We start from the raw sequence: 16,154 nt of genomic DNA on the forward strand, positions 1-16,154 counted from the left end.
AGAGAGGTTTAAATTTATAGTTTAAGCTTTATCTAACTTTTCAATTAGCATAACTTAAAATTAAATTTTTTTACTGCTATTTATTTTATACAATTTTGAGAATGAGTTACTAAATTCTCATCTTACTATTTTGTAAATTAATTTATTACTCTTTCCATGGAGAATGCAAAATACAGTCGCAAAAGTTTTTGCGATGAAAATTTGGAATCATGTAAGCACAGACATCGGCTTTTATGTTTCCAAAAGTAGCTTCTGTTTTGTGTTCAAATCCGCTGAAAAAAGTTGGAATAATTTTGTTCTTAAAATCATCACGAGGAAAAGCGTCCAGAATTTCAATTCTGTTTTGATCGCTTAAATGTTCATAGCCTTCACCCATAACATCCAGACCAACTCCAGAATACATAAGGGCGACTTCTGGTTCTTTATGTTCTGCAATACCAATTGTGGTATGTAGAGCAATGGTATCCCAAACCAATTGAAGTGACTCTTTTGGTAAATTATGGCTTTTGAGGAAATCTCTCGCCGCATTGGCACCGTCTACTTCAAAACGTAAATCTGTACTGCTGTAATGTTTCGTTAAACCCAAATCGTGAAAAACGGAAGCCACATACAATAATTCTTCATCATATTTAAGTTGTCTTCTTTTTCCGTTTAAAGAAGAAAATAAAAATACACGCAAAGAATGGTTGTAGATAAATTCTGTGCCGTGTTCTAATAAAAGTTCTGTAGCCTGCTGTGCAATAGAACTGTCCGGAATAATTATTCCTGCAACTGTTTTTAGTTTGTTTACTGACATGATAATTTGTTTTTTTCAAAGGTATCGTGAGAAACTTGTTTGAGGAATGTCAAATTACGTTAAGCGCATGTCAAAAACTACACGAGTTTTGTTAAGGATTTAATTTCCAATATTTAAAAAAAGTAATCTGTATTCATGAGGAGAAACCTGAGCATTCTTTTTAAAGAAATGGCTGAATTGCTCTGCGGTCGTAAAATTGAGCTGAAAAGCAATTTCTTTTACTGGGTTAGAAGTAAACTGCAACGCTCTTTTGGCTTCGGCAAGAATTTGTCCGTTTATTAATTCTTTTGCGCCTCTGTTACTGCAGCGTTTGCATAAATCTGTTAGCTTTCGTGCCGAAATTCCTAAAAGATCTGCATAATCTGCCACTTCTCTAGACGTTTTATAGTTCTTGCTGATTAATTCTAAAAACTGTGCATAGATTTGATTTTCGTAGCTGTCAAAGCCTTTTGAGAGGGAATGATTTACGTTTGCAATCTTAATCATTATAATTTTTAGATATGCAGCCAAAGCATCTAATTGATTGATGTATTCCTCTTTTTGGTATTCATACCATAAAGATTTAAAAATTGAAATAAGTTCAATATTGTCCTGATGATTTAACGGAATGGTTTGATTGGCAGAAGCATTATTAAACAAAACAGCTTTACAGTTGTTGGCGCTGGAAGGCGTTCTTTCCCAAAAACAATCGCCAAAACTAAGTTCGTATCCAGTAAATTTTGTTTCAGCATTAAAACTTATAAATTGTCCTTTTGCGATTAAAAATAGTTGTGAAGATGAAATTTGAAAAATCTGGTCGTCAATAATTATTTCTCCTTCGCCGGATTCAATTAGTAAGATTCGGTTATAAACAAGTCTGTACGTTGATTTTTGCTTGTATTTCTTGTCTTCAAGAAAGCGTATCGAGAATGAATTTTTAATCTCTTCTTCTACAACCAAATTTGATATAGAAAGCATAATTTTTGACAGAATTGTTTATGAAAGTGATAACAAAGGTCAAAGGTAGTTAGAATTTTTTTGAACAACGGTATTTGAATTGTATCAAATGTAAAGATTAAAATAAGGTTCTATGGAAATTTTCATAATAAATATCAATTAACAATTCGGCACCATTTGCAGACGCTAAATCAGTTAAACTTATTTCACAAAGTGAATCTATTCTGCACATTTGATCTTTAGTTGATTTTACCTTGCCCGCAGTTTTATCAAAAATGGCAATGTTTTCAATAGCATTTTTTATTATGGTAATCAATTGCTTAAAATCCTCCGGAGATAATTTACTTTCTTTTACATAATTTTCTAATCGGGCACCTTCTCTGTAATGTGGATAATTTTCTAATCCCATAAAAGTCAGCATCCAGACTTTATTATAATTCCATATGGTTTTAATAATTCCTATATAATCCGCGATAAGTTCATCATGCAGGTTATTGGTGGCTTGTCCGTATTTTTTGAGTGTATATAAATGTGTTAATTCATGTTCTTTTCGAATAGAAATAGAATATGAAATCCATAGATCTTCTTCTAAACCTAATTGACTTGCCGGTACATTGCTGTAAGGTTTTGTACTTAAAATGATCAATTTATCTTTATACAAAGATTTGTTGGGCATAATGTTGTTTGTAAACTCGGTATTCCAGTCTCCAAAAGGATTATTTTGCAGCCAGTTTTTTTTAATAATATTAAACCGTTTCGAATTATTAAGACCATTTAATAACACAGCTCCCATTGATGCAGGAATGGGTAAGGGATTGTTTTTGTGTATTATGGACTGTAGTATTTTTACAAAATCTTCTTTATTAGGGATGGTTAAAACCGGGATTTTGCCTGCAATACTTTGGTGAAGTTCTAAACTGATATTTTTTGTGTCTTCTAATTTTATGTAAGAAGTTAATTTTATATCGTTTGTTGTACCTTTTAAAAGTATGTTGTTATACAATTCGGCTTTATCAATTTCTTTATCAATTAGAAAATTTAATGACGGATAACATTCTTTTAGTGCATTAAAAATGTCCTTTCCATTTGAAAAATCCATTAAAAAATCTTCCCAGAATTGAATTTCCGGGCCTTCGGTAAAAGTAGAAACGCTGCAGTCATCATTTAAAGGAAACTTATTAAAAAGATAGGCTTTAAGTTTGTCTGATAAATCAATTGATGCAACCTGATCAATTGGTTCGGGGAGGAATGAATTATTCATGATCATTACGAAATTTGGCGTTTAGCCAGTTGTGTAAATATGCCATCTTGCTGCATTAACTCTTCATAAGTGCCACATTCTTTGATTTCTCCCTGATTCAGAACATAAATGCGATCTGCGTTTTTTATGGTGCTTAATCTATGTGCGATCACAATACGTGTAGCCTGAAGCTTGTCTAAACTTTCGGCTACAATATTTTGGGTTCTGTTATCGAGTGCACTTGTGGCTTCATCCATAAACAGTAATCTTGGTTTATGCACAATAGCTCTTGCAATCATAAGTCGTTGTCTTTGTCCTCCGGAAAATGTTCCAGCGCCTTCGCTAACAAGAGTATGCATTTCCATTGGCATATTCTTGATATCTTCTTCCATTCCTGCCATACGCGCGGCATCCCATGCATCATCTAAGGTCAATTCAGAATTCCCGACAATATTTTGATAAATGCTGCCGGCCATCAATGCTCCATTTTGCAGTACAACGCCTATTTGTCTTCTAACAAGTTCTTTGTTCATGGTGTCAAAAGTATTTCCATCATAATATATAGAGCCCATTTCAGCATGTTCGAATCCTAAAAGCAGTCTCATAATAGTTGATTTTCCGGAACCCGAGGGTCCAACAAAAGCAACCATTTCGCCCGGCTTAATTTTGAAGGTAATATTTTTTAAAATCAATGGCTGATTTTCGTTGTATCTAAACGAAACGGAATTCATTTCGATATCGCCAGCCAATTCGCCCGGATCAATACTCTGATCCATGGATTCTGCTTCTTCTTCTAAAATTGGTTTTACCCTTTCATAAAGCGGAATAACATTTAAAGAGGTTATAAAAGCCATACTTAACCTTAAACTATCGCCCAAAAATTTATTAAAAGCGGTAATAAATGCCATAAAGGAACCTACAGAGATCATGTTTGCTCCCGGAGCAGCAGGATTAAGGACGCTGTAATAGATGAAAGAGAAAAAGAAAATACTTGTAAACAGGGGATAGGAGCTATTGAAGATTTCGACAAAATTTTGATAACTACCGGAACTAAATCCTAATTGTTTTAGTTTTGAAAATTTCTCTGCCCATAATGTAAAAACTCTTCGTTCTCCGCCTGTTATTCTTATTTTGCTTATACCGGATAAAAATTCAAAAAGAAAACCCTGAATTTCTCCCTGATATTTAGAAACTTCCCGATCATATTTTAATTTTAAACAGCCCATAGTTATCATAAAAACAACAGCGATTACAGCTAATGCAACGCCAATCCAGGCCAAACTAGAGTCGTAGTAAAAAAGAAGTATCAGATTTACAAAAGAGAAGGCTCCACTTAATACAGCCGTCATTAAGGTGCTTGAAAGTATTTGTCGTATCGAATTGATACTTAAAACCCTATTGGTAAGATCTCCTGCGGTATATTTTTTATAAAAAGTTACCGGAAGTCTCAATATATAATCCATTACACCTGCCTGAAGGTTAATACTGGATTTTGATTCTACTCGCATTTGCAATACGCCTTGGGCAAGCTGAAGTCCTGCTGTTACCAAAGCGATTATGATCATGATACTAAATATTTCTAAATGTATAGATCTGTCTGCGGTAGGGATAACATCATCAAAAATAACTCCTGACAAAATAGGAACTAATAGTCCAATTAAGCTTCCTGCTAATGAAGCCAGAATTAATAGTTTGGCATCTTTTTTAACGCCATTCATGGCAAAATTTAATACCTTTTTCATGGAATTCATCTTCACATCGAATCCAGAAAAAAACATATAACCAATTGGTTCTAAAGACGCTGCTATTTCGTGGTTCACAATTGACTCAGAACCGTCGGATAAATTTTTTATTAAATAAGAACTGGACGTTTTTTGTATAAGTGCAACGGGTTCGTTTTTTTGTTTGGTAAAGGCGAGTAAATGTCCGTTTTCTTCTTTCCACCAGGCATCTCTTAAAATAATTTTGCGGACTCTTATTTTAGAACTTTTTGCTATGGCATACAGCAGGTTTTTTGCACTGGTTTCGTTTGCATCAATATGTTTGGGTTCTTCAAATTTAAATTGGCTGTGATCTGCAATAACCTGACAGGTTGAATAAAGTACACTTTGCTTATTTAATTTTGAAGCTGTTACATGCGGTACACTTTTTTTACTGCCTGTTACAATAGATTTTATTTTTTCGAGTGTGTTTTTTAACTCATCTTCTTCGCTGATCAGTTTAGCTTTAAAATGTTCATTTTCAAAAACACTATTATTTTCTATTGTTTTGCCAAGCTGGGTATAAAAATAAGATTGTATTTTTTCTAAAGAAATCAAAAGATTAACTTCTTCCTCGATAACTTCTCTGGTGCTTAATATTTTAATTTCTGTTTGATCGGATAAGGATTTTATCCATAACTTATTTGATACCGGAATTGGAAAATTAGAGACATCATCAAAATTAACAGCGATATCAGATGAAAAAACAGAAAGACTTCCGCCGTTTAAACTTACCCAGTTTATGCCGTGCGAAGGATATGCAACGGTATTTTCTTTTAAATTTATGGTATTAAAATCATCAAGCGCAGTATAAACTCTTGGTGCGTTTTGAAAATTTAATTCAGAAGATGTTTTGGATATCCATTTATTGATCAAATTTTTCAAAAAGAAAGGGTCAATATTCAAAAGGTCGCTTTTTTGAATTGCCAGTAATTTAGCTTCATTCGAATAAACGATTAATCTAATATTTTGGGTGCAATGCTGAGTTAGTAAACTAAATAGTAATTCGCCTTGTTTTGCAGAATACAAAAACTTTAAAGGACATAAATATGCTCCGTCTTCATCAATTTTAGTATGAAACACATTTACTTCTCCCGAAATAACCATCCAGAAACTATCTGTACTATTTAGAATCAATGGATTTTCAACGCCTATATGTATTTTCTCTTTCACTGACATGGTATTAAATTTATTTTGATTCGATCAAATGTGCATAAACCCCATTTTGTTTTAGCAATTCCTGATGAGAACCCCGTTCTACTATTTTTCCCAGTTCCATTACTATTATTTCGTCGCAATCAATAATAGTGCTTAACCTGTGCGCTACAATCAGGCAGGTACAGCCTCTTTTCTTGATATTATCCATTACCGTTTTTTCAGTAGTTGGGTCAAGGGCACTGGTGGCTTCATCCATAACTAAAATAGTCGGGTTACCGGATAAGGCTCTGGCAATTTCAATACGCTGGCGCTGTCCGCCGCTAAAATTGGTTCCGCCTTCCATTACATGACTATCATAACCGTCGCTTCTGGCCGAAATAACATCGTGAATCGCCGCATCTCTTGCAGAATTTATAATGTGTTTTTCTGAAATCATAGAATCCCAAAAAGAGATATTTTCTTTAATTGTTCCATTAAATACAATAACATCCTGATCTACTACGGCTAATGAACTTGTAATGATATTTCTTGCAATGGTTTCTCTGTTTTTTCCATCTAATAAAACTTCGCCCTTCCACGGATCATAAAGTCCCGAAGCAATTTTGGCTACTGTTGATTTTCCACTTCCTGAACCTCCTACCAAGGCAACTCTGCTTCCGGGTTTTAATTTTAAATTGAAATTTTCTATTAATGCCGGCATTGTAGTGTTATAGCCAAATGTGACATCTTTCATTTCAAAATAACCAATGAGTTTGTTTTTAGGAACTTCGTTATGATCTGGCTGTGAGTTTTGGCTGGATTCTTTTTCTCTAAACTGATTGTCAATTTCATAATTCAATACATCATCAATTCGACTCATATCACTTTCTGTTTCGTGCAGCGTGTTACCTACAGTTACCAATTGATTAACGGGTGTAATAAAATTGTTCATCAAATAAGTAAAGGCTACTAAAGCCCCCAGGGTCATTTCGCCGTCCATAATTCGTAAAGCCCCAATTCCCAGAATTAAGAAATTTGTTAATGAGGTGATTAAATTTGGAAGAACATTTAATCGAATAGTTAACCAGCCCAGTTCTTGTTGTGCATTCATCACTTTGGCCAAATATCCTATCCAGTTGGTAAAAAAATCATTTTCTCTTCCGGATGCTTTTAAGGTTTCAATCATACTAATTCCTGAAGTAGTTGTACCTAGCAATTTTCCGGTTTCATTACTCAATCTGCGGCTTCCGTCTTTTCTGGCTGTAGCCACGCATTTTAAGATGATGATATTTAATGCCGCCATAAAAATCCCGATTAAGGTGAGCGTAACATCATAAGAAAACATTAGAATTGCATAAAAAATAACCACTATAACATTTAAGGCTGCGTTAGCTAAATCGCCGCTTAATAATTTGGCAACTTTATCGTTTAAGGAAACCCTGTTGCCAACTTCTCCGCTATAACGCTGTGTGAAAAAAGCAATTGGTAAATGAAAAACGTGCCATAAAAATTTACTGGAAGTAACTAAGGCTAACTTTGTTTCGAGCTTAAGTAAAAAGTATTGCTGTAGATATACTAAAACTGAATTAATAATTAAGATTCCGCCCATTATCAACAATAAAGGCATTACAAAACCAGAAAAATTGTTGACTAAATATTTATCTATAAAAACGGTAAGAAACGAAGGAATTATTAAACCCGGAATTACTAAAAATAAACTGGCAATAATGATATAAGTAATGCTTAATCTAGAACTGGCTACTCTTGAAAGCAAAGATCCTATAAGTCCTTTTTTCTCATTTCCTTTTTCAAAACTTTCGTTAGTATCAAAAGTCAGTACAACTCCGGTATAAGCATCATCAAATTCCTGATGGCTTACAGAATATCTTCCTTGTGCGGGATCGCTCAAGTATACCTTTTTTTTGGTAAAACCTTCTAGCACTAAGAAATGATTAAAATTCCAAAAAATAATGGCAGGCGTTTTAATCTGCATTAGCTTTTCAATAGATTTGGCATATCCTTTTGCATCTAATCCAAACTCTTTAGCGGCCTTTATGATATTAGTTGCTTTAAGCCCATCTCTGGAAACACCGCAAGCTATTCTTAATTTTTCTAAAGGAACGAATTTACCAAAATGACCTAAAATAATACTTAAAGCTGCCGCGCCACATTCAACGCTTTCCATCTGTAATACAGTTGGAACCTTAACTGGCCGGGCTTGTTTTTCTATAACAAAATTTGCAATATCTCCCATTTGTATTTATTAATATAAATCAAAAAATTTCTTGAATGCGGGAACTACTATCGTCACGGGAGGTTCTTGTTTTATGGTCACTTTTCCCATGCATGAAGTACCTTCTTTTATAAAAATCTCCGGTCCTTTTGCCGATGTCCATTTAAAGCCACTGTATGATTTTGGATCTTTTTCAAAATCAACATGAACTTCAAATAATGGACCTTGTGCCAAAAGTCCTTTTGCCAGCTGATCGTTTTTAACAGAAGTCAGCATACCTTGCTGCGTTACAGGAAAATCAGAAACATAGGTTACTTTTCCTTTTATAAATCCATATTCCTGCGGCTGAACGGTTGATGGAACTACTAAGGCTTCCATACCTTTTCGTATTTTTTTTCCATCTTGTGACGGAATATATAGAATGCCTTTTAGTTCGCTTAATTTGGTTTCGTCAAGGTTTTTGAGTTTGAATAAAGGCGTTCCAGAGGCAACAACAATTCCGGCATCGGTTAAAACTTCAACCACTTCACCGTCATAAGGGCTTTTTATATTTTTTTGCTGATCATATCTTTCGGTCAGGAAATGTAAGTTTCTTTCCGCTTCTGCAATTCTTTGGTTTTGCAATGTTACTTTTTGCTGCATATCAAAACCTAAATTATGCTGCTGGTTTAAGGTTTCTACTTTTTGACCTTTTAGTCGTTCAATCGTATTTTTTGAAGCTTCTATTTGCTGTTTGGTATTGGCTACTTCAGATTTTGTTATTAAACCTTTGCTTATTAAACTATTTTCAGATTCTAATTGATTGTTTAAAAACGCCAGTTTCTTTTTTTCAGATTCAATTTCGCCCTGAATACTTACACGCGTCTGCTTAATCATTTCACCTTGTAATTGTGTTCCCTGATTTCCGTAAGAGGCTAATTTTCCCATTTCAAACTTTCGGTCAGAGACTACTGCTTTTGCATCTTCTATTTGCTGAAGCAGTTCCGGCTGTTTTATCGTGGCAATAATGTCTCCTTTTTTAACATTGTCACCAATTGCTACTTTTAGCTCTACTAACTGCCCTTGTGAAGTAGCTACTACTTCATGCACATCGCCGCCTTGTACCACACCAACTACATCTAATTTTGTTTTTACGGTACCCGCAAAAGACCATAAAACTGCCGTAAATAATATTACCGCAACTGTAGTCAAAGCTATCCAGGCTTTAGGACCTGTAACCTTAATTAATTGATCTAACTTTTCTGGTGTAGAAAGCTTTTCTAAAGCTGATTTTCTGAAAAAACTTGCTGACATAGTTTCTAAATTTTTATTAATTTTCTATAGTTGGAACAGTATAAAATACATTTTGATCTACTTTAAAACTGGACTTTTCTTTAGATAAAAGTGTTCCTGTTTCGTGTCTGAGGCTTACAATTGCATTTGAAAACTGCTGCTCTGCATTTAGATATTCTAATTCTGAATAGGTGAATCTTTCCTGAAACAACATTAAATTCAAAAGTGTGGTTAAACCCATTTGAAATTTTATTTTTTCGTTGTCAAAAGCTTCTTTGTGAAATCCCATAGATTCTTTTGCTTTTTCAAGAATCAGGACACTATTGTTTAGGTTGTTAAGTGCCATATTTACGTTTAAGTCAACGTTTCGATTGGTATTATCGCTTATTACGGCCTGATCTTTTACTGCAATTTTATTAATCGCATAATTTCCTTTTGCCAGGTTATTATTTAAGGCAAATGAAAAAGTCAGTTTTGCGCCCACACCAACATCTTGTCCCTGATTGTTTACAAACGAAGAAAATGTTTTGTCGACTCCATTTCCTACACTTGTACTGCCATAATAGGCAAAACCGGTTAAATCGAGCTGAGGTTTTAAATTGTTTTCGGCTAGTTGGTATTGAAGTTCTACGGCTTCGGTAACTTTTTGTATGGCTTTTAAATCTCCTCGATTGTCTTTGGCACTTTTAATAAGCGCACTTTTATTGATATTTTGCTTGTAACCGCTTTCTGCAACTGCAGGAAAATCATTTACCGGATCGCCCAGTTCCTGACTTTCTTCATCAGATAAACCTATTGCTCTTCCCAGATTTAATCTTGCATTGTATAAATTTTGCTGAGCAACAAAAGTCAATCTTTCCTGATTCGTTAAATCGGCATTTACCTGAGCCATATCACTCTCCGGTTTTTTGTCGGCTTTTATTAATTCTCGGGTCATTTCCAGAACGTTTCTTACTCGGCTTTCGTTTTGTATATAAACATCGAGGCTTTTAAATGCGGTATAATAATTCCAATAGGCAATACCAATTTGCAGGATTTCGTATGAATTTGTAAACTCAGAATCGAATTTGTTTTTATCAATATAAAGACTTGCAACCTGCTCTCCGGTTGTTGCTACTTTTTTTCCTCTTCCTCTTAAAAGCGGCTGGGTTAAGGAGAAATTAAGTACTCCCGTATGAGTTCCATAAAAAGCCCCTACAAACTCATTGAAGGTATTAAGCGGAAAATTACTGTCGTTATAGAGATATCTTAAACTTACTTCGGCAATTTGTGATGTTCTAAATCTTTTTTGCAGTCCGGCAGAAAAATCTACTAAATTTGACTTGAGTGATCTCTCGATATATTGATTTCTTGGATCTGCATCGTAGAGATTCAGTCTGCTGTTTTTGTATGAAAGTCCAGAATTCAAATTAAAATCAAATGTGCTCCATTGTACCTGAAGTTCCCCTTCGGCATTTTCTATTGCATAAAAAGTCCTTTTAATATTTGGGCTTTTGTCAAATGCTATGGTTGAAATTTCAATTAAATCACATTTAATTTTAGACTGGCTTTGTAAATTAGTAACAGCGACAATCCATATTGCAAAAAAGGAATAGTATAATCTCATTTAAATTTTGGTCTTAAAATTTATATTTTATTATGCCTCCGAAAATCGATGCAAGATCTGCCCAAAACGTGAGCCTGCCTGTGCAACACCATCTAAAATTCTTGTATCAATTAAATCTTCTTCTTCCGCAGTTCCATAACCTAATTGATCTGTTGTTTTTCTTAATCTGTTAGACAGGAATAAGGCTAAACCATAATAGAAATTAGCTTTGAAATCCGGGTTTGTTGTAAGTCGCAGTTCGATCACCTCGCGGGATATTTTATAAACTACAGATGTTTTTCTGGCGATTACAGAAACGGATGGCGGTCTTGTTTCTAAAAAAGACATTTCGCCAACAACTTCTCCAGATCCTAATGTTGCAATGTCTTGTTTGTCGCCATTCTCTGCACATACAGATAATTGACCTGATAACACGATGTATAGACTATCAATAAAATTCCCTTTTTGGATAAGTTTTTCGCCGTTTCCTAATTCTATTTTCTGCCCATTGTTAATGAACCATTCTACATCTCTGTTATTAAACTGACCTAAGAAAAAAAGTGCTCTTTTCATAATTTTATTTTTTTTAAGGTTATACTAATTTATTTGTAATTCGTTTGTTGATTAAGACAAAGAATCTGTGATTTCTGACACCTGAAAATTCTATTTAATATATATTCCCTAAAGAATCATATAAACCTTCATAGTCAGTAGTAGTACTAGTCCGGTTAGAAGTTCCGCCGCTTAATTTGTCTAGTTTTTTTTCATCTAATTCCTGATCCTTTTGCTGCATCTTTATAGGAATATTGATGTACAGATATTCGGGATCAGACTGATCTGTCACTTTGATCTTTTTACCGATTGGTAATTTTCTACCAAAAAACTTTTCTAATGTTTCTTCGGGGTTTGTAATTAATGATTTTTTAAAATCATCGTTTACCCAGGCTTCTGTAATTATCCTAAAAAAAACATCCTGACCCTTTTTTTGTTCTTCTGTTAAAATCATTTTATTTAGTCTTAAATTTATATTTTGTTTGGAGTTTATGATGCTGATAAATAATGCTTTACCGTAAAGAATTTATGAGTTCTTTAGGTGAAATGTCATATTGGTACGAAAACAACTTTGAGAAATAATGTACATCGTTGTACCCAACAGAATAGGCGATTTGCGAAATTGAGTTTTGTATATAATTATCGATCATATATTTAGCTCTATGAAGTTTCAATATTCGGATGTACTTATTGGGTGTGAGGTAAACTAAATTTGCAATTTTTCTATGCAGTTGTCTTTCGCTTACTGCCATTTTATAGGACAGTTCATAAAGGTTCATATCATTTTGGCTGATAGAACTGTAAATTTCTTTTTCTAAATTCAGTAACCAGTCTTGATCCAGTTTTGTCACTTTTTGTGGATTAATTTTGTTTATACACAATTCCTGAACATTTTTATTGGATTCATAAATGTCAAAAATTTCCGGACGTCCCTGAACAGTAAGGCTTACAGATTTAGATTTGATGCCGTCTAAAATTTCTTCAATCAGATCATTAATTTGTTTGCTGCTCGAAAAAATAATTTCAGTTTGTGTTTTATTATTTGTTATACTGGGCTTGCTGGCCTCAATAATGTTTTCTAAAGGGTTTTTAATATTCTGAACTATCTGGTTCAAAATATCTGGGGAAGACCAATCTATTGTGGTATTTTTTATCATTTCATTCATGATTGTAATAGAATTAACGGTTAATCAATAATCTGAAAAATCTTAATTGGGTCTTGTAATGGGGAGTATTTTGGGGTATAGGGTTTTGGCTTATATTTAATTTATTTTGAAGGAAGAATTAACATGCTTGGGAGTGATACTTTTTCTTTTTAATGGTTTTATGGGATATTTTATCGATAGAGAAGGAGGTTACAAAATTTTTATTGTTATTATAAAATTCCCTTAAGCCTTCATAATTCAATGCTATTGGTATAGTTTCAGAACCCAGATAGTGTACAGAGTCCCCTATAACCTGGGCTTTTATTCCCAGCAGCTTCATAATTCTTAATAGTTTGCTGTCGCACTCTGCAAAGGCAACACCATTTTTTTGTTCACAAATAGGAGAAATGGCACAAACCATTAATCTTTTGAAAAGAGTTTTGTCCTCGATATTTTTTTTAGTTGCAAATCGGCCAATATGCCAAACAGATGAAAACTTATCAGAATAACCGAAGACACTTAATGGATCGATATTAAAAATTTTCTGAAGCGGAAGTTTCGTTTTATAATCCCATTTAATTACTCTAATAGATCCCTGAATATTTCCTGAAAAATCTTTTGCAACGAAAATTTCAGAATCTTTAAAATAATTTAATTCTTCATCATACACTTCCTGAGTGTCTGTTACAAGTTCATTACTATTTACATCTTCACAATGATGACTGAAGTTCTCTTCGACTACAAACTTGGCTAATTCACTCAGCTGGTCCAGTTCTAGTCTTTCTAGGTAATTTTGAGTTATAATCATGAGTTCTTTGGTTCGTTGGTTTGTTTGTAACAAAGCTAATTTTCATATAGCGTTGTTCTGCTACACTAAATGGTAGTATTTATCTGTAAATCAATAAACTACTCTAAAGTGTAGCCACTTCTTTTAAATTAAAATTGTTAAAATTGAAAGAAGTTCGCTGATAATAGAAAACCCGGTTTTTTGTAAGGCGTGTATTTACGGGGCTTTAAGTAAAATCTGACAAGGGTTTTAACATAAATACCATGTCTAACAATTTGAGAATCAATAAGTATTATTATTCTTATTTTTACAAGAACAATGTAATTCTTTTCATACATTACAAAAAAGGATTACATTTGATTAAAATTATGAATGATGATAGACCAGGATCCGAATTCGTTTTTTGATTCCAGAAACACAATTTACGGCTTGACAGATGAAGAAAGGGCTCAAAAATTTGATTATTTAGAACCTATTAAGGCATTTGCAAGAGCAACATATACGAGTATCTATGTTATAGATTATTTGGAACAAGGTTTTGAGTTTGTTTCGGATAATCCATTGTTTCTGTGCGGCAATACGGCAGAGCAGGTTTTGGAAATGGGATATGCTTTTTATTTTAAACATGTTCCTCCTGTAGACTTAGATTTGCTATTGAAAATTAATTCTGTTGGATTTGATTTTTATGAAAAAATACCACAAGATGAGAGGATTCTCTATACGATTTCTTATGATTTTCATTTAAAAAACCAGGAAGGGAAATTAATCTTAATCAATCAAAAACTTACTCCGGTTTTTTTAACCAATACCGGAAAAATATGGAAAGCGATTTGTATTATTTCCTTATCATCTGAACGTAAGGCAGGAAACATCAAAATATATAAAAACGGCGAAAATAAAGTTCATAACTATAATTTGGATAAAGACCATTGGGAAGAATCTAAAAAAGTTGCTTTATCTAAAAGAGAAAAAGAAATTTTGCAGCTTTCTACCAGAGGTTTTACGATAAACGAAATTGCCGATGAAATATTTGTTTCTCCGGATACTGTAAAATTTCACCGCAGAAAATTGTTTGAAAGGCTAGAGGTAACCAGCATTACCGAAGCGATTGCGTATGCTACAAATAATAAGCTGATTTAGTAACGTTTTACGGCTATGTTGTTTTCTTAATTTCTGATATTAATCCAGCGATTAATAAATTCCAATTGTTCTTTTTTATGTTCAGGAGAAATGGCATCAATTCTTCTGTTTATATTTTCGATACAATTGAATTCGAATATTTTTGATGATGCATTACAATCAAGTACATTATCCAGACTATTTAGGCTAAATATTGGAATATCTCCGTTAAGCATTTGCTGTAATTCAAAATCAAATATAAACTTATACGTTTCCATATTTTGTCCCAGGTAAGCTTTAGACAATAACTCTGCTAATTTTGCATTATAAACTTCAAAACTAGACATAAGAGCGGAGGTACGCATAAATTTTAATATCTTGAAATATATAAAAGTAGGCCGCCAAACATATCTGACTTCTTGATTTTTGAAAACCTCAATAGGAGAATTAAGAGATTTTAATTCTTCTTTATTATTGGAAAACAAATCATATACTATAGAAAATCCTTCCAGAAAACTGTTGCTGTAATTGGTTGGAAATATGTAATGGTCTTTAAATTTTGGAATATTATTTTCTGCAATCTGTGTGAATAAAAAGCGTGTTACCCTTTTACAATTTATGGTATTTGGGTTTACAATTCTTTTTTCTAACTCTGTTACTTGTAAGTTATTGCGAACGCCATAACCTGCAAAATGTATTGGAACCCCAGTATCGTCATTAACAATTAAAGCGTTTTCCAGAACCGATAAATTGGGTATTTTACATTCGTTATCCCAGGAATTATTAATTAGACCATTTGATAAAAAAGGCTGAATAATGGTTTCATGATCTATAATAACGGGATTTTTTCCGGAGGCAATAACATTTTCGCGATGGCAGTCTTTGCTTCCTAAAAGATAGGCAGTAGCCAGTAAAGCCCCTGCTTTATGATAATATTCTTCCAAATCATTTTCAGAAATTATTTCTTCGTTATTTACGAATTCCAGCCATCCGTATTCGCCGCAGTCAAGTGCCTGAAATGTTTTTAAATCTAATTTTAATTTTTGGTTGATCCAATTGATCAGCACATTATAAGAATTGGTTAAATTGACATTTCTGGGTTTGTAGATCAGTTTGGTTTCATTCGAAAAATGAATTAAAGCGGTGCCTTCGCCGTTATGGCCGTCACCAAGACTTGCATCAATATCTGTTATTTTTACCTCATCTAGTTTAAATACGGCTTTTATCTTTTCATAATCATTATGAAAACGATCTAAGATTTTGGAAATATGACGAGAAAAATTGGCGGCTTTTTGTTTCATCATATGGTCTAAAACCGGAAAATCTACAGCTAACGACTGATTCATTTTTGCTGTAAAAATTTCTATCTCCGTATTGCCTTCAAGAACGAAAGAGTCTAATGACTGTTGTAAAATAATTTCTGAGAAAGCGCTCAGCTGTTTTAACAGTTCCAAATGCAGTTTTTCTTTAGCATTATCCGGTAATTCAAATTTTAAGCTCTCCAGAAAAGATTCTGTGTATGGAAGAATGATTCCGACAAAAGGAATTGTTTCAAAACTTTTGCTAATAAAAGAGGTAGATTGATTATTCAT

The 16,154-nt window shown here is 33.4% G+C and carries 13 protein-coding genes; 1 reads left to right on the forward strand and 12 read right to left on the reverse strand.

The window, feature by feature from the left end; all coding sequences use genetic code 11:
• Positions 1-145: 145 nt before the first annotated feature.
• The 11 genes from ACODSB_RS09675 to ACODSB_RS09725 form a co-directional block, all read right to left on the reverse strand.
• On the reverse strand, positions 146-796 hold the full coding sequence (locus ACODSB_RS09675; protein ID WP_488936873.1) for an HD domain-containing protein: 651 nt from the start codon (positions 794-796) through the stop codon (positions 146-148).
• A gap of 99 nt (positions 797-895) precedes the next feature.
• A complete protein-coding gene (locus ACODSB_RS09680; protein ID WP_488936874.1) occupies positions 896-1,753 on the reverse strand; it encodes a helix-turn-helix domain-containing protein in 858 nt (285 codons plus the stop codon).
• A 97-nt stretch (positions 1,754-1,850) separates the two neighbouring features.
• On the reverse strand, positions 1,851-2,993 hold the full coding sequence (locus ACODSB_RS09685) for a DUF7005 family protein (RefSeq protein WP_488936875.1): 1,143 nt from the start codon (positions 2,991-2,993) through the stop codon (positions 1,851-1,853).
• A 5-nt stretch (positions 2,994-2,998) separates the two neighbouring features.
• Entirely contained in the window at positions 2,999-5,911 is a 2,913-nt protein-coding gene (locus ACODSB_RS09690) for an NHLP bacteriocin export ABC transporter permease/ATPase subunit (RefSeq protein ID WP_488936876.1), read from the reverse strand.
• Between the two features lie 10 nt (positions 5,912-5,921).
• Positions 5,922-8,123, reverse strand: coding sequence for an NHLP family bacteriocin export ABC transporter peptidase/permease/ATPase subunit (locus ACODSB_RS09695; RefSeq protein WP_053470692.1), 2,202 nt, complete (start codon positions 8,121-8,123; stop codon positions 5,922-5,924).
• 9 nt (positions 8,124-8,132) lie between these two features.
• Positions 8,133-9,395 carry an NHLP bacteriocin system secretion protein gene (locus ACODSB_RS09700; protein ID WP_488936877.1) on the reverse strand — a complete coding sequence of 421 codons (1,263 nt, stop codon included), beginning with the start codon at positions 9,393-9,395 and terminating at the stop codon, positions 8,133-8,135.
• Positions 9,396-9,411: 16 nt separating this feature from the next.
• Entirely contained in the window at positions 9,412-10,980 is a 1,569-nt protein-coding gene (locus ACODSB_RS09705) for a TolC family protein (RefSeq protein WP_488936878.1), read from the reverse strand.
• A 30-nt stretch (positions 10,981-11,010) separates the two neighbouring features.
• Positions 11,011-11,532 (reverse strand): cyclic nucleotide-binding domain-containing protein, encoded by a 522-nt coding sequence (locus ACODSB_RS09710; RefSeq protein ID WP_053470694.1) that lies wholly within the window; start codon positions 11,530-11,532, stop codon positions 11,011-11,013.
• A 94-nt stretch (positions 11,533-11,626) separates the two neighbouring features.
• Entirely contained in the window at positions 11,627-11,965 is a 339-nt protein-coding gene (locus tag ACODSB_RS09715; RefSeq protein WP_053470695.1) for an NHLP leader peptide family RiPP precursor, read from the reverse strand.
• 58 nt (positions 11,966-12,023) lie between these two features.
• A complete protein-coding gene (locus tag ACODSB_RS09720; RefSeq protein ID WP_488936879.1) occupies positions 12,024-12,668 on the reverse strand; it encodes a helix-turn-helix transcriptional regulator in 645 nt (214 codons plus the stop codon).
• Positions 12,669-12,795: 127 nt separating this feature from the next.
• Complete coding sequence (locus ACODSB_RS09725; protein WP_053470697.1) at positions 12,796-13,464, reverse strand: hypothetical protein; 669 nt, start codon at positions 13,462-13,464, stop codon at positions 12,796-12,798.
• A gap of 351 nt (positions 13,465-13,815) precedes the next feature.
• Here ACODSB_RS09725 and ACODSB_RS09730 point away from each other — a divergent pair, with 351 nt between their 5' ends.
• The gene (locus ACODSB_RS09730) at positions 13,816-14,583 is read left to right on the forward strand and encodes a response regulator transcription factor (protein ID WP_488936880.1); all 768 of its coding nucleotides are present in this window, start codon (positions 13,816-13,818) and stop codon (positions 14,581-14,583) included.
• 26 nt (positions 14,584-14,609) lie between these two features.
• Here ACODSB_RS09730 and ACODSB_RS09735 read toward each other — a convergent pair whose 3' ends face one another.
• Positions 14,610-16,154 carry a type 2 lanthipeptide synthetase LanM gene (locus ACODSB_RS09735; protein ID WP_488936881.1) on the reverse strand — a complete coding sequence of 515 codons (1,545 nt, stop codon included), beginning with the start codon at positions 16,152-16,154 and terminating at the stop codon, positions 14,610-14,612.

The sequence above is a fragment of the Flavobacterium sp. FG68 genome (genome assembly GCF_057808895.1).

Excerpts from the sequence above, each read along its gene's own strand:
- ACODSB_RS09675 (WP_488936873.1), bottom strand. The coding sequence starts at position 796 with ATGTCAGTAAACAAACTAAAAACAGTTGCAGGAATAATTATTCCGGAC.
- ACODSB_RS09680 (WP_488936874.1), bottom strand. The coding sequence starts at position 1,753 with ATGCTTTCTATATCAAATTTGGTTGTAGAAGAAGAGATTAAAAATTCA.
- ACODSB_RS09685 (WP_488936875.1), bottom strand. The coding sequence starts at position 2,993 with ATGAATAATTCATTCCTCCCCGAACCAATTGATCAGGTTGCATCAATT.
- ACODSB_RS09690 (WP_488936876.1), bottom strand. The coding sequence starts at position 5,911 with ATGTCAGTGAAAGAGAAAATACATATAGGCGTTGAAAATCCATTGATT.
- ACODSB_RS09695 (WP_053470692.1), bottom strand. The coding sequence starts at position 8,123 with ATGGGAGATATTGCAAATTTTGTTATAGAAAAACAAGCCCGGCCAGTT.
- ACODSB_RS09700 (WP_488936877.1), bottom strand. The coding sequence starts at position 9,395 with ATGTCAGCAAGTTTTTTCAGAAAATCAGCTTTAGAAAAGCTTTCTACA.
- ACODSB_RS09705 (WP_488936878.1), bottom strand. The coding sequence starts at position 10,980 with ATGAGATTATACTATTCCTTTTTTGCAATATGGATTGTCGCTGTTACT.
- ACODSB_RS09710 (WP_053470694.1), bottom strand. The coding sequence starts at position 11,532 with ATGAAAAGAGCACTTTTTTTCTTAGGTCAGTTTAATAACAGAGATGTA.
- ACODSB_RS09715 (WP_053470695.1), bottom strand. The coding sequence starts at position 11,965 with ATGATTTTAACAGAAGAACAAAAAAAGGGTCAGGATGTTTTTTTTAGG.
- ACODSB_RS09720 (WP_488936879.1), bottom strand. The coding sequence starts at position 12,668 with ATGATAAAAAATACCACAATAGATTGGTCTTCCCCAGATATTTTGAAC.
- ACODSB_RS09725 (WP_053470697.1), bottom strand. The coding sequence starts at position 13,464 with ATGATTATAACTCAAAATTACCTAGAAAGACTAGAACTGGACCAGCTG.
- ACODSB_RS09730 (WP_488936880.1), top strand. The coding sequence starts at position 13,816 with ATGATGATAGACCAGGATCCGAATTCGTTTTTTGATTCCAGAAACACA.
- ACODSB_RS09735 (WP_488936881.1), bottom strand. The coding sequence starts at position 16,154 with ATGAATAATCAATCTACCTCTTTTATTAGCAAAAGTTTTGAAACAATT.